The following is a 15,289-nucleotide window of genomic DNA, read 5'->3' as shown; positions in this document are numbered from 1 at the left end:
CTTCATCAGAAATTTTTGAGAAAAGTTAGGCAATTTCCTTTCACATTTGACCTTTTTACTATAAAAACCCCGAACCGGTTGCCCGGCCAGGATTTCTTGAGTTAATATGGAGTCTGTTTAAAAGCTTACCGCAAGTGAGGTCACTGCTGTAACACTATTTGATTTTAACTTGTTGTCACTGTTGAGAAAGATGTCATCTTTACTGCTTAGATTTTTAAGTTCGGTTCTCCAGACCAGATTGGGCAAAATCCAGTAATCTGCATTCAGAGAATATCCGAAGGTTTTGAATCCGTTTGCTGTTCCCGTGGCAATGATCACACCTTTTTCATCACTATAATATTCACCTCTTGCCGCAATGCTGAATTTTTCAGTTGGAGAAAATTTAGCGATAACCACGGGAGAATACCAAACATTGTACTGCTCGCTTCCTTTAGCTTTCTGCTCTGCACCGATGTCGAAACCTGTAATTAAGGCGAACTTTTTACTGATCTGGAAACTTCCGTATAAGTTATGAAAATATCTCATTTGTCTGATGCTGTCCGGTTTATCATTTCCGATGAAAGAACTGCTGTTTAAAGTAATTTTTTCTGATGGCTTGTATGTTAATTGATGTCCAAAGGCCACCGTAGAATTTCCGTCAACACGCTGGATTCTCTGCCAGCCGTTTAGAACTAAACCACTGACAAACCATTTTCCGTTATCGCTGGTGTAAGAGATTTTTGCCCCACTTTCGAAATAAGGAGAATTGTCTGCCAAAATACTTCTTGTCAAAGTAAAACAGTCTTTGCTGATGGCACTTTCAAAGCCAATGTGAGAAGGTAAAATACCCGCATCTATCCAAAGGTTTTTACTCTTTGAGATTTTAACGCCAACATTAGCTTCATAAATATTTTTCAGAACACCCGGTTCAGCCGCGTAGTTTGAGTTCATATATGTTCCTACTCCCAAAGCTACATTAGCTCTTAGTTTTTCAGTTTCGTAATTAGCTTTTACAAATCCTAAATTAAGATTGACCTCGTTGTTTCTGTTGTGGCTGTAAACAAATCCCGGTCTTGTATTGTTCTCAGGATTGTTGAAGTCATACTGATAATACACTTCTGCATAACCAGAGATTTTTAAAGGGTTTTTAGTTTCAGTTTCTTCCTGAGCGTGCAGTGTAGAAGCTGCTCCAAGCATTGCAAATGCCAGTAATGATAGTTTTCTTTTACTCATAATTTTTTTATTGATAGATTCGAATTCGTGAATCTTCGATTTCATTTCTAAATAGATAATTTACTTCAAACCGTCTAATGCGATATTGAGTTTTAAAACATTGATTTTCTCGGTTCCGAACATTCCAAGGAATGGAGATTCGATATTTTTTTCGATAAGTGAATTGACTTTGCTGATATCGATCTTTCTGATGTCAGCAATTCTTTGAGCCTGAACTTTAGCCGCCTGAACAGAGATATTCGGGTCAAGACCTGCTCCACTTGCAGTTACAATATCTGAAGGAATCTCCGATTTTTTAACTGTCGGATTGTGTTTCATAAAGTTCTCGATTCTTCCTTGAACTTCTTTCAGATAATCCGGATTAGAAGGCCCTTTGTTACTTCCGCCTGCTCCCGCAGCATTATAGTCTACAGCCGATGGACGGGACCAGAAATATTCGTCTTTATCAAATTTCTGCCCTACATTGGCATAAAACTTTTTACCATTGTGCTCAATAATTTCCCCTTTTCCGTTATTCGGAGATGCCTGAGCTATTCCGTAAATTAAAAAGGTGTAAATTCCTGAAAAAAACACGGCGCAGAAAAGTGTCAGTCTAATTGCGGGTAATATATTCTGTTTCATTTTTTTTGTATGTTAAATGTTTTATGTAAAAAGTTAGAAGTCTAACAAGAAGCTTTTTACTTTTTACTTTTTACTTTTTACTTTTTACTTTTTACTTTTTACTTTTTACTTTTTACTTTTTACTTTTTACTTTAAATAAATAGCGAGACAATGATGTCGATGAGTTTAATCCCGATAAATGGTATCAAAACACCTCCCAAACCATAGATCAAAAGGTTTCTTCTCAACAGCGCACTTGCCCCGATCGGTTTGTAAGCCACACCTTTTAATGCTAACGGAATCAACATTGGGATGACAATCGCGTTGAAAATTACGGCTGAAAGAATTGCTGATTCAGGTGAATGAAGTCCCATAATATTCAATCCTTGCAATGCCGGAATGGAAGCAATAAATAATGCCGGAACAATCGCAAAATACTTCGCCACGTCATTCGCAATACTGAATGTTGTAAGAGTTCCTCTCGTCATCAGTAATTGTTTACCGATTTCCACCACTTCAATCAGTTTAGTCGGGTCATTATCCAAATCCACCATATTTCCGGCCTCTTTCGCAGCCTGCGTTCCACTGTTCATCGCAACACCGACATCTGCCTGAGCAAGAGCCGGAGCATCGTTGGTTCCGTCTCCCATCATCGCTACCAATCTTCCTTCAGACTGTTCTTTCTTGATGTAGTTCATCTTATCTTCAGGTTTTGCTTCTGCGATAAAATCATCTACTCCAGCTTTTTCAGCAATAAATTTAGCTGTCAGAGGATTATCTCCGGTTACCATTACGGTTTTAATACCCATTTTTCTCAAGCGGTCAAAACGTTCTTTGATTCCAGGTTTGATAATATCCTGTAATTCTATAACCCCAAGTGCTTTTTCATTTTCTGAAACCACAAGCGGCGTACCACCGTTTTGCGAAATTTCTCTGACTCTCTCTGCAACTTCCGGAGGGAAAGTATTGCCCGCATTTGTAACAATATTTTTAATTGCGTCAGTTGCACCTTTTCTAATTCGCGTGTTTTCATAATCAATACCTGAGCTTCTGGTTTCTGCCGTAAACGTGATGAATTCAGGATTTTTCACTTCATAACTCAGAGGATTAATTCCTGCCAATTCAATAATTGATTTCCCCTCAGGTGTTTCATCAGCCATAGAGCTTAGGACAGCTGCTTTTATTAGAGCTTTTTCATCCACCCCATTTGCCGGATAAAAATTTGTCGCTTTTCTGTTTCCGATGGTAATTGTTCCGGTTTTATCCAATAATAAAACATCAATATCACCCGCAGTTTCCACTGCTTTACCACTTTTAGTAATCACGTTGGCTCTTAAAGCTCTGTCCATTCCCGCAATACCGATGGCTGATAACAGACCACCAATCGTAGTTGGAATAAGACAAACAAATAGTGAGATGAATGCTGCAATGGTAATTGGTGTATTGGCGTAATCACCGAATGGTTTTAATGTCACAGTAACAATGATAAATACTAAGGTAAATCCTGCCAATAAAATGGTTAAAGCAATTTCATTCGGTGTTTTCTGTCTTGATGCACCTTCTACCAAAGCAATCATTTTATCAAGAAAGCTTTCGCCCGGTTCCGTCGTTACTTTCACTTTTATTTTATCAGAAAGAACTTTTGTACCTCCTGTTACACTGCTTTTATCACCACCGGCTTCACGGATGACGGGAGCAGATTCTCCGGTGATGGCGCTTTCGTCAATCGTTGCCAAACCTTCGATAATTTCGCCATCGGACGGAATGATATCTCCTGTTTCACAAACAAAGACATCTCCTTTTCTTAGTTGGTTGGATGGCACTATTTTAACTTCATTACTTGAAGTCAGCATTTTTGCAGGTGTTTCTTCTCTTGTTTTTCTCAAAGAATCTGCCTGAGCTTTACCTCTTGCTTCGGCAATAGCTTCGGCGAAGTTGGCGAAAAGTAAAGTGATGAATAATATAAATGTTACAATAATATTATAGATCAAACTTCCCTGACTTTGCTCACCCATTGCGATCCACAGACAAACACCTGCCATTACCAAAGTCCCTATGTACACCATAAACATCACCGGATTTCGGAACATCTTTGCCGGGTGCAGTTTTATAAATGATTGTTTCAGCGCTTCATTGACTAATTCTGCCTGAAACAAGTTGTTATTTCCTTTCATTATAATATAGATAAGAATTAAAGTGAAAAATATTCAGCGATTGGACCTAATGCTAACGCCGGAAAGAATGACAACGCTGCTACAATTGCAATCACCGCAAACACCATTAAACCGAATGTTGCTGTATCTGTTTTGAGCGTTCCTGCACTTTCAGGGATATATTTTTTAGCAGCAAGACTTCCTGCGATGGCAACCGGGCCAATAATTGGTAAATATCTGGCCATCAGCATTACGATTCCGCACGCGATATTCCAGAATGGGTTGTTATCAGCCAAACCTTCGAAACCACTTCCATTGTTGGCACTTGATGACGTAAATTCATATAACATTTCACTGAAACCGTGGAAGCCCGGATTGTTCAACCAACTTCCGTATTCATCTGGATTGTGTGCAACCATATAACTTGAGATTGCAGTTCCTACAAGAATTAGGAAAGGGTGAAGCAATGCGATGATCATTGCGATTTTCATTTCTCTGGCCTCGATTTTCTTCCCTAAGAATTCAGGTGTTCTTCCTACCATTAATCCACTGATGAAAACGGCGAGGATGATGAATATATAAAAGTTTAAAAAACCTACACCTACACCTCCGTAGAACGCATTGACCATCATTCCGAGCATTGTGTTCATTCCGGAAAGCGGTGTCAGAGAATCGTGCATTGCGTTGACAGAACCGTTGCTGGTAACCGTTGTATTAATTGCCCAATAAGCAGAAGCGGCGGGTCCGAAACGAACTTCTTTGCCTTCCATACTACCCAAATTCTGAGCAATTCCCATTTTTTTGATAGCTGGGTTTCCATTAATTTCATTAATAACTGTTGGCGTTAACAATAACAGAAATCCTACGGTCATTACCCCGAAAATAGTCCACGCCAATTTTTTTCTTCTTAAAACATAACCCATCGCAAATACCATTGCAATCGGAATCAACATAATAGAAACTGTTTCGACAATATTGGTAAAGTAATTTGGATTTTCTAAAGGATGCGCAGAGTTAGGACCAAAAAATCCACCGCCATTGGTTCCTAGTTGCTTGATGGCAACGAATCCTGCTACCGGACCACGGCTTACCTCAACTTTATCACCCTGTAATGTTGTAATCGGGTCTTTTCCTTCGAAAGTCATTGGTGTTCCGTTAAAAGCCAATAATGAAGCTACAACTACAGCGATTGGGAATAAAACTCTTGTGCAAGTTCTGATAAATAAAAAGTAAAAATTTCCTAACTTATCCGCTGTTCTTTCCTTCATAGCCAGGAAAACCATAGCTGCAATAGCAATACCGCAGCCTGCGGAGATAAACTGCCACAGCATCAATGTCAATTGCCCCAAATAAGACAACCCTGATTCTCCGGAATAATGCTGAAGATTAGTATTGGTCACAAAACTTACTGCCGTATTGAAAGCCAGATCGCCGCTCATTGACGGGTTATTATCCGGATTTAGAGGAAGCCAGCTCATATTGGTCAAAACAAACATCGAAATGAGAAACCATACCACATTGATGGTCAGCAATGCTGAAAGGTGCTGTTTCCAGTTCATTTCTGAATTTGGATCTATTCCGGAAATTCTGTAAAATAGTTTGTCGATTGGATCAAAAAGTCCGTCCAAAAAGGTTTTTTCTTTGGTAAAGATCTTTCCAATATATCTCCCCAGAGGAATTGCCAGCAAAACCACTAAGGCATACATCAGCAAAATTCCTGTAATTTCTGTATTCATTTTTTATTTAATAATTTTAGTATAATGTCTATTTATTTGTGAGGTGCTTTGGTGCAGTGTTGATGATGTTAAGGCAATACCTTTAACGAAAATGATCAGATAAATGAAGGCTGCTACAAAGGCTATCCAAAAGAGTAAGGTCAGCCATTCCATCAATTTTCTTTTCGCTTGAGGTCCTATTATCATTTCAGAATTTTTCCGGTTTCACTAAGACATAGCAGATGTAAACAAATACTGCGATGGCTATGATAAATAATGCTGTCATATTTTTTCAAAATATTTTACGGTTAGAAAAAAAAGTACAAAAAGTACTGCGCCTGTGAGTGTTAGGATGAGTGTCATTTTTTTTATTATAAGATTTTGATTGCAAGACTTACTACGACCATAGAACCATATAGCACTAGTAGAATTTGCCAGGGTTTACAGTGCTTTACGAATTTTAGTTTCCAGTTTTTCATAATGTCAAATTTTTGTTATGCCAGAATAATCACAATAAGAAGTCCACAATCCAAAAAAAACAACAATTAACTGTAAATCAGAATAATAAAAATAAAACCTATGAAATAGAAAAAGAAATACCCTTTCATTTTGAAAGGGTATTAATAGTGTTTTGATATTGATCGATAATTTAAATTAAATTTACCTATATGTTGATTCCGTACTCTGATAATTTCCTGTAAAGTGTTGTCAGAGCTATGTTCAGCAGACGTGCTGTTTCCGTTTTATTACCACTGGTGTAATTCAATACTTTCTGAATGTGAACTTTCTCTGCACTTGCCAGTTCAAACGCTGATAAGGTTTTGTTTTTAATACCTTCTTTGCTAATATTTTGAAGCTCTTGCGGTAGCACCCCTAGTTCAAGCCGGCTGCTGTCACAAAGAATAACGCTTCGCTCGATCACGTTTCGTAGTTCGCGAATATTGCCTTTCCAGGAATGTCTTTTCAATGCTTCCAAATAATCATCGGAAAATCCGATAATCTTTTTTCCTACTTTGGCAGAAAAGGTTTGGAGAAAACTATTGGCCAGATCTTTAATATCACTGGCACGTTCTCTCAATGGGGGAAGATGGATGGTGAAGATGTTAATTCTGTAGTAAAGATCCTCCCTGAAATTGCCGGCTTTGATTTCATCTTCTAAATTACGGTTGGTCGCTGCAATAATTCTGACATCAATTTTAGTGGGCTTACTGTCTCCCACTTTTAAAAATTCTCCGGATTCCAGTACACGCAGGAGCTTGGCCTGCAGGTCTAAAGGCATTTCACCAATTTCGTCCAGAAAAACGGTTCCTTTGTTAGCTTCTTCAAAAATCCCTTTGGAATCTTTAACTGCTCCTGTAAAGGCTCCTGCTTTATGCCCGAATAATTCATTCTCCAAAAGCTCTTTACTGAATGCTGAGCAGTTGACCGCTATAAAATTATTTTTTGTTCTTGTGCTTGCATTATGAATAGCATTGGCAAAAACTTCCTTTCCTGTACCTGTTTCACCGGTCAATAAAACGGTAGCATCTGTCACTGCAACTTTTTTTCCCGATTCTATCGCTGAATTGATCTTTTTTGAATGACCGATAATGGAATCAAAAGAATGCTTGCTACCAATTTGCTTTTCAAGCTGTAAGATTCGTTTGTTAAGAGTAGACTTTTCAATGGCCTTATAAACCAAAGGAATGATCTTATTGTTATCATCTCCTTTGGTGATATAATCGAAAGCGCCGTTTTTCATGGCCTGTACTCCGTCAGGAATATTCCCGTATGCCGTCAGAAGAATTACTTCTATGGCAGGATATTTTTCTTTGATCAGCTTTGAAAAATCGACACCGCTCCCGTCAGGTAATTTTACATCACAGATGACAACATCGATATCACTGTATTCAAGTCTTTTGCTGGCATTAGCCAGATCTGATGCCTGAAATATTTCAAAACCTTCTAAGCTCAGAATTTTTGAGAGTAAAACTCTTATTTTTTCTTCATCGTCAATGACCAGTATATTATTCACTGTTTTTATTTTAATTACAAATTTACTATTATCTTTAAGTCTGCACTTACATTTTAAATGTAAAAATCAGCAGACTTTCGAAAACCTGCTGATGTTATAATTGAAAATTCACTACTGCTGCTCACTATTATTACATATATTTAAATATGGCAGCAGCTAGAAATACACCGATAATCGTAGCGATATGCATTCCCGCAATTTGAAGATTATGTCTTTTATTGACTTTACTCCACTCTTTCCAGCTTCCTTTTCTTCGTATTATCATAATCCTGATTTATAAACTTGATATAAATATTTTTTATTAAGTGATAAAGAAAGCAGAGAAAAAATCTCTTGTCTTCTAGCGGCCTTGCAGCTGAAAGTAAGACTATCTAAAGAATAAATAAAAACATTTTCTACGGCATTTTTTAAAGCAGCATCGCCCTTTTCATAAAGATCATTCATTTTTTGAAAGTACTGCTTGAGTACTTCATTATTATTTTCCTGTATAGATTTTCTGATATAACGAAGAAAAGTGTTGATCACCATATATGGATTTTTAACTCGGCAAGTTTCGCTAAAATCCTCATTAGACTGTGGAATGACCTGGATAATCTCTGAAACTGCTTCTTTGTAGTTCATAATTCTTTTTTGATAATTGATGCCAAATAATATTCCTAAAAAAAGAATATTAAATTAAACACATTAATATCAAAACAATATACTCAGACCACAAATTATCTAAGACAAAATACCCTTTCAAAATGAAAGGGTATTCTTACTGTTTTCAAAAAGTTAAAAATAGGGTTACATTAATTTTGGATATAAAATTTGTGAAGGTAACAAAATCCTTAGAAGACACTTCTGACAGATTGATTTCTTGAGATATCGCCTTCGTCACGGACTTCTTTCCATGTTAAAGAATTAATATCTGACCAACGTAAGCCGGATAGGCATGAAAAAAGAAATGCTCTCCTCAATACCGGATATTTACATTCTGCTTTTGCTAAACGTTGTAGTTCATCAAAAATCAAATATTCTCGTTGGCTTTCAGCTTGTTCAAAGGATTTTACTTTTGAAGCATAATTAATTGTCAAATACCCATTATCGAAAGCATTTCGAAGTGCCGCTTTAAACTTATTGAAGTAAGAATGCTTTGAGTTTTGAGAAAGAGGTAAATCACTCTTACTGATTGCATCCTTTTCAAAGTATTTCCGAACTTTTTTAATGAAATATTCATCAATTTCCTCAAAAGTTAAATTCTTTGGAACTACTTTTTTTAAATGTTGGTAGGTAGAAAAACCAATTACCATAATTATTTGAGTAATCGAGTGTTCGTTTTTCCTCAGCAAGATCAGCGAAGAAATTTAAAAATACCCGTTTAGCTTTCGCAGTATTTTTCAACTCAAATCTTCCTTGAGCATATTCAGCTTTTCGAATTGCAATAACATTTTCTGCAAATTCCAAAGCTTCTTTATTTTCTTTTTTTTCTTTGGCAGTTTTTGGATCTACAATTAGATAGGTATCCAAATTCTCAAAATTCCTCAGATGTTTTCTTTTTCAGTCTTCTGTAATTTCGGAACCACGATAAAATTCAATCGAAAGACTTATTCTTCCGTCTTTCAATTTTCTTTGGCTAAGTGATATTTTCATAAATTTGGATTTGTAGTACTTTTCACTTTTTCTGTAGTCTAAAGTAGTATAGAAGTGGTACAAATATATAAATAAACTCCAAAAAGAGAAAATAAAATTTTTATAAATAGTTGATAATCAAATAAAAGAAAGAAAAAAGAAACCAAAGAAAAGCTAAATTATTTCCCGATACAAAAAGTAAAGAACCTAATATAAACATCTTGTTATCAATTAATTAAATGAAGTATATAAATAAAAAAATGTAAAAATGCAGCAAATAAATAGAAAATAAAGAATAATAAAGTGAAAATTAAATTATTTTCAGATGATTATTATCTTCAATTTTAAAATTCAAAAAACCGTTATTTTCGCTTAATTTTCCAAAAATAGCGAAATTTATATATCCATCTGATAAGTCATGTTTTAATGATTGTTTGTTATTAAGAAAAACATTAAATCTAAATTTTTTATCAGAATCTCTAAAGACTAAAATTTTTAAATGAAAAGGTTGTTTCGTTAATTGATTAATTCTTTCTACAATTTTACACTCAATAAATGCTTTACCCCAAACAATTAAATGGTGATTAACATATCCTTTTTTCTTTTTTAAAATGTTACTTAAATGTACTCTAGGAATACTTTCATATTTATATTTTTTTACAATTTTATTTAACATTCCGGTTTCACTAAAATAGGGTGTCGTAATAAAAATATTATCACTTTTACAACTATTTTTGAGGATTAAATTAATTGCTTTTTGTAGGTTATTTTTGATTAAAAAATTTAACCTTTCTATATCTTGTATTTCCTTACTAGAAATAAGTTTATTTAAATTATTATGAGAAATAACTTCTTCAAAGAATTGACAATCTTCTAAATGTTCTTGATTACTGTTAGAAGCAAAGTAAGGATACACTTTTTGTTTTCTTACTATATGTAGTGGCGCAATATGGCATTCCGGACAGTATATATTACCAAAATGAATAATATCATTAAAATCTTCAATCTTTATTGAACAATTATCTTTATCGTAATATGCTTCTTCGAATTTAGGCATGTCATTAAAATTTCACATTATTAATTCCCAAACTTTCTGCATAAGCCATTATTTTTTTCCTTTTCATTTCTACATTGTTCTGTTCTTGAAATTCAGGATATTTATCAAATAACATTTCTGTAAGTTTATTTCTCATAATAGGTTCATCAATCAATTCTATTATGCTGTAATAATATTCTACTCTGTTATTATTTTTATCACCTTTAATAAAATTAATTATTTCACTTACCTTGCGATGGGCAAATTTTCCAATAAAAACATTTTCCTTTCCAAAGAAAAAATTATCACCTAATAAATGATAAATATTCGCTCCAAAAGATTTCTTCTTATTATTAGAATCCTCTGAAAAACCATCTTTATTAATGCTTAGATACATTATATTAGATGATGGGATATCTGATAAAATAAAGGGCGAATGCGTTACAAAAATAAAATTTATTGCATCGATATTTGTTAGATGTAGGTTTTTTATCCCATTTAGCAAAATATCTATATATGTTCTTTGATATTCAGGGTGAAAATATAATTCTATTTCTTCTAAAACTACATTAATATTTCGATATGAAACTTTTTCTTTGTCTGTATTATTCCTGACTGAATCTAGATTTATTAGATGATAATATATCGAATTAGCAGAATAAATTTGTTGTTTCTCTCCAGAACTCAATGTACTAAATTTAATATTTTTTTCTATTGATTTTGTAGATTCAAGTTCTATATCAACCTTAAATATTGGAGGAGGTAAAACCTCAATAATATTATTTACACTAAACTCAGAAATCCTATCTGCTAAATCTTTTACTTCAATTTTATTATTTTTCTGTGTTGATATATAAGGGATATGTTTATGGATTAAATAGTTTAAAGTTTGTCTTAATTTGAATGTAATATGACTATAGTCATCCTTTAGACGAAGCAAAAGACCTTTTAAGTCTTTAAATTTTTCACTATCAAAATCAAAATATTTTCCTTTACCATATTCTTCATATTTAGAACAAATACTTATTAGTTTGTATAATACATATGCTTTAGCATTATTTAATATTTTTACAGGAATCTTAATATCTTCGATGGATTTAGAGTAAAGTATTTCAAGGCAATCACTCAATATGTCACTCCTCATGATAGCATCAAATCCTGACAAACCCATTTTAACATCTTTCTTACTTAATTTATCAAAATAATAAACAGTTTTCTTTTTTTCTTTTAAATCTAACAATATATTTTGAGCCTCTAAATCTTCTCCTAATTGTAAGTTTAGTTTATTATCAGCATCATACCTTAAAAGATTTGCCAATAATCTTTGAAAAACTAAAGCATTTTCTGTATTAATATCAATATTACCAACTCTTCTAAAAGGATTAAGCACAACAGGAGTCTGATAAGCATCATTCTTATGAAAAATGTGTTTTATCCAATCTCCTTCTTGTCGTGAATTGTAAGCGTAAAGAGAATAGTTTATTACTTCAGTATAAAAAAAATCTTTTAAGTTAATTTTCGTTATTGCTTTAGGTTTATTGTAATGCTTTTGAGTTTCAATGTATTCATACTGAAAAACCTTATAATCCGAATTTTTAATATAAAGCTTGAAAATATTTTTTCTAATCTTATAGAAAACGTTAATTTCGATACCTGCAACTTCTTCAACATCATGAAAATTTCTACTAGAGTGTTGTTTTTTATATTTATAGAATAAATTGTTTATTGCCTTTATCATTAGTTCGACAATTGTACTTTTTCCACTACCATTTTTACCTACAATTGCAGAAATATTAATTTTAGGATTATTATTTTCCTTCGAATATAAATCAAAATCCTCCGAAATGACTTCAATAGTTTCACTTTTGTTTTCTCTTTTAATTTTATAGTTCTTATAAAAAGTGTAAGGACTATTTTTTATAAGATTTTTTGAATGTTTAGAACTGCATTCGTTTAATACTTCTAATGCGATAATTTCAAAACTCATTGTCTCAGGGTTTTATAATTCCTAATTCTATTAGAATATCTTTTTTCATTTTACTCATTGGTCTTCTATCAAATTTTGCTTCTTGAAAATGAACTCCAAAAGCTAATCGATAAACCTCATCTCTATCAAGCGTGATTCCTTCTAGTGTACTATCTTCTAACATTTTAATATAATCCTCAGAATATGAATCTTTTATTCTTCTCAAGTCTTCAATTTCATCTTCATGAGCTTTAAATATTGATTCTAATTCAAATGCATCGACAGAATTTCTTGAAAAAAGATCTCCTTTATCTGTTAAAATTTTAAAGGTAAATTTACTATAATCCTCGTGGTCATAACTAAACGTATATTTGAGTTCCTTGTTTGGATATTTATAATAAGGATGAAAATGAGTAGAAAGAGAAAAAGGCGTAGAACCCTTGACACCACTATTGCAAACGTTACAACTTGGAATTAAGTTGTAAAATGATAAAGCAAGTAATGGATATTTGCTTTTCTGGTACCAATGATCAAAAGTAGGGCGTATAATCTTTTTTTCTAAACTATTTATTACAGTTTTAGTATAAATGCGGTTACAATAGATACAAGTAGGAATATCTAGTTTTTCGGCTAAATTATAAGCATTATATTTCTGATAGGTTGAATCTTCACTTATACCTATCCAACTATCATAATTTATTATTTTTTTTATTGTTTCTATTTGTACTTGATTCGTGAAAATTGATTTTATACTATCCAATTCTGCTGGACTTCCAATTAAGATTTTTTTTAGATTATCATCATCGTTTAAGTAAGTTATTACATCTTGGCTTAATAAGTTTATTTTTCCGACTTTGTTTATCTGATTCATATCTGATAAAGGAGGAGATTCAGAAAATTCACTTCCATTTAATTTTTTCTTTATAATATATCGCATAAAAAGATAATGAATATCTCTTGCTTCAATAATGTTTGGAAGATTAATGTCAATATATTGCATAACTATTTCTTTTTACTCTTTAAAAATTCAACCTCTTCATCAATAACTTGATTATAGTAAGTATTGTCTGGAACTAAATCAGTAATCATTTCTGCAAGTTTTATTTTAACAATTTTTTCATCAATAAGATTAACAACCTTTTTATAATACTGTAGTTTATCTTTGAATTCAGGAGTAGACTTATCAGTATTTGATAAATTCTTGTTCTTATTTATCCAATCTATTACTTGTTTAATTTTCGATTTTGAAAAATCTCCAATCAGTCCATCTTCTATAAAAAAGGAGTGTGCCAACAAATCTGTAATATTTGCTCCAAATGTTTTTTGAATTTTACTTTGGTCAGTATCTGAAATCACAGAACAATACATGTCATTTTTTCGTAGAAAAACTACATTATTATTTGGTAAATCAGATAATGTAAGAGGATCGTGTGTTGTAATTATTATCTGTAATTTAGGTTTTGTTTTGAATGACTCAAAAAAATAAGGTACAATTTTCAAAATAGCTTCAACATACTTTTTTTTCCAAACTGGGTGAAAACCCAAATCTGCTTCATCTAACAATAAGATATAGTTGTTTTTGATAGTTGAAGTCAGTGCTGGATTCTTAAGATTATTTTCTAAAAAGTAATCTAATCTTGAAAAGAAATTAAGCATAGCTAGTTCTCCTGAACTCATACTTGTATCTGGTGCTACTCCAATAAATTCATATAAATTCGTATTGCTTCTTGAATAGTTCTCATAGTGTGAGTAATATTTAAAGAAGCCGATTACAATCTTTCTATGTAGTAATAACAGATCTTCAACATCTTCTAATTTGACTTCAATACTTTGGTTGTTTATATTTCTCTGCCCAAGATTTTTTTCAATAACTTTATCAACTTCTACAAAGAAAAGATTATAGTGTTTAGAGTCAAATATTTTCTTTTTTTTATCGGATATTTTAATATAAGAATTATTTATAAACTTTAAAAATAATTTTTCTGCACTTAAGTCTTTATTTATTTCAATTTTTTCATCTATAAATCCCTCATTAAGGAAAGAATTCCTTTCTTCCATCATTCTAATGATTACAGATAAAATAGTATTTATTATGAATCTTTTTAGTATATATTGATTTACTTGTTCTTGATTAATAACTTTGTGGTTTTTATCAAACTTTCTAATTGAATGCCAGTTATCAAGCTCTAATTTCGTTTTTTCTTTTATTATTTTGATTAAACTTCTAAACTGATTAGGGGTATTCCAAAAATCTTCATCAACATCGATATTTCTGAAAAGTACTGTAATATACTCGTATGTTGGTAATTGAAAAAAACGTAAGGTCTCATCTTTTTTAAATATGTTGGAGATCATAAATTCAACCTGCCTTAAAGTATTTTTAAATACTAATTCTTCATGCGGATCAAATTTCCATCCGCTTTCATTAGTCCCCTTTTTATCAGTGTCTTGTAAATCCTCTTTAATGTATTGATCCAAAGAGATATCATACTTATCAGTCGCACTAAAATTATTATTATACTTTAAATCAAAATGAGGAGAATAATAAATACTTTGATATGCTTCTCTATCAATTTTATATAACCTTTTTGGACGAGCATTTTTCCTTTCTTCATCAACAATCATAATACTACTATATTGTGATTGCAACACTTTTGTTTTTCCGTCTACTTCCACTAAAACTGTAGATTTATTGTAAGATAATAAGTCAGGATTATCTAAAAAAATTCTTCTTATAATATCTAAAATAGAAGATTTTCCGACACCGTTTTGACCTACAATAGCACTTAATAAAGTTATTTTACAAGCGCTATCTGAGATGTTAAAAAAATCTTCAATATATTTTTTATTAAGTTTTCTTTTAATTAAAAGATGGTTTCCATTAGGTTCAAAAGAATAAATATATTTCCCTCCAAAATTTAAAGTTTGTGGTTTTTCTATTAAATATCCGTGTTCTTCTAAATAAATACTAATTATCATAAA

At 32.3% G+C, this 15,289-nt stretch carries 14 protein-coding genes; all 14 read right to left on the bottom strand.

What is annotated here, in order from left to right; translation table 11 throughout:
- Positions 1-117 precede the first annotated feature (117 nt).
- Positions 118-1,212, bottom strand: a complete 1,095-nt coding sequence (locus AC0N32_RS10015) for a porin (RefSeq protein WP_476393709.1) — start codon at positions 1,210-1,212, stop codon at positions 118-120.
- A gap of 60 nt (positions 1,213-1,272) precedes the next feature.
- Positions 1,273-1,833, bottom strand: coding sequence for a K(+)-transporting ATPase subunit C (locus AC0N32_RS10010; protein WP_476393708.1), 561 nt, complete (start codon positions 1,831-1,833; stop codon positions 1,273-1,275).
- 131 nt (positions 1,834-1,964) lie between these two features.
- Entirely contained in the window at positions 1,965-3,986 is a 2,022-nt protein-coding gene (kdpB, locus tag AC0N32_RS10005) for a potassium-transporting ATPase subunit KdpB (RefSeq protein ID WP_476393707.1), read from the bottom strand.
- 17 nt (positions 3,987-4,003) lie between these two features.
- The gene (kdpA, locus tag AC0N32_RS10000; RefSeq protein ID WP_476393706.1) at positions 4,004-5,701 is read right to left on the bottom strand and encodes a potassium-transporting ATPase subunit KdpA; all 1,698 of its coding nucleotides are present in this window, start codon (positions 5,699-5,701) and stop codon (positions 4,004-4,006) included.
- Between the two features lie 187 nt (positions 5,702-5,888).
- On the bottom strand, positions 5,889-5,966 hold the full coding sequence (locus AC0N32_RS09995) for a potassium-transporting ATPase subunit F (RefSeq protein WP_072884257.1): 78 nt from the start codon (positions 5,964-5,966) through the stop codon (positions 5,889-5,891).
- Positions 5,967-6,344: 378 nt separating this feature from the next.
- Positions 6,345-7,694: a sigma-54-dependent transcriptional regulator gene (locus AC0N32_RS09990; protein WP_476393705.1), complete on the bottom strand. Its 1,350-nt coding sequence runs from the start codon at positions 7,692-7,694 to the stop codon at positions 6,345-6,347.
- Between the two features lie 130 nt (positions 7,695-7,824).
- A complete protein-coding gene (locus AC0N32_RS09985) occupies positions 7,825-7,959 on the bottom strand; it encodes a hypothetical protein (protein WP_476393704.1) in 135 nt (44 codons plus the stop codon).
- Complete coding sequence (locus AC0N32_RS09980) at positions 7,956-8,315, bottom strand: DUF7674 family protein (RefSeq protein WP_476393703.1); 360 nt, start codon at positions 8,313-8,315, stop codon at positions 7,956-7,958. Before AC0N32_RS09980 ends, AC0N32_RS09985 begins: the two co-directional genes overlap by 4 nt.
- 209 nt (positions 8,316-8,524) lie before the next feature.
- Positions 8,525-8,986 (bottom strand): phage integrase SAM-like domain-containing protein, encoded by a 462-nt coding sequence (locus tag AC0N32_RS09975; protein ID WP_476393702.1) that lies wholly within the window; start codon positions 8,984-8,986, stop codon positions 8,525-8,527.
- Positions 8,922-9,203 carry a hypothetical protein gene (locus AC0N32_RS09970; RefSeq protein WP_476393701.1) on the bottom strand — a complete coding sequence of 94 codons (282 nt, stop codon included), beginning with the start codon at positions 9,201-9,203 and terminating at the stop codon, positions 8,922-8,924. The genes AC0N32_RS09975 and AC0N32_RS09970 overlap by 65 nt, the downstream gene beginning before the upstream one ends.
- 412 nt (positions 9,204-9,615) lie before the next feature.
- Positions 9,616-10,362, bottom strand: a complete 747-nt coding sequence (locus AC0N32_RS09965; protein ID WP_476393700.1) for a hypothetical protein — start codon at positions 10,360-10,362, stop codon at positions 9,616-9,618.
- Between the two features lie 4 nt (positions 10,363-10,366).
- Positions 10,367-12,328, bottom strand: coding sequence for a hypothetical protein (locus AC0N32_RS09960; protein WP_476393699.1), 1,962 nt, complete (start codon positions 12,326-12,328; stop codon positions 10,367-10,369).
- 4 nt (positions 12,329-12,332) lie between these two features.
- Entirely contained in the window at positions 12,333-13,307 is a 975-nt protein-coding gene (locus tag AC0N32_RS09955) for a hypothetical protein (protein WP_476393698.1), read from the bottom strand.
- Between the two features lie 2 nt (positions 13,308-13,309).
- The gene (locus AC0N32_RS09950) at positions 13,310-15,286 is read right to left on the bottom strand and encodes an AAA family ATPase (RefSeq protein WP_476393697.1); all 1,977 of its coding nucleotides are present in this window, start codon (positions 15,284-15,286) and stop codon (positions 13,310-13,312) included.
- Positions 15,287-15,289 lie beyond the last annotated feature (3 nt).

It is taken from the genome of Chryseobacterium endophyticum, from assembly GCF_056333165.1.
Note: the sequence above shows the minus strand (reverse complement) of the source record. Positions and strands in the feature narration are given on the sequence as shown.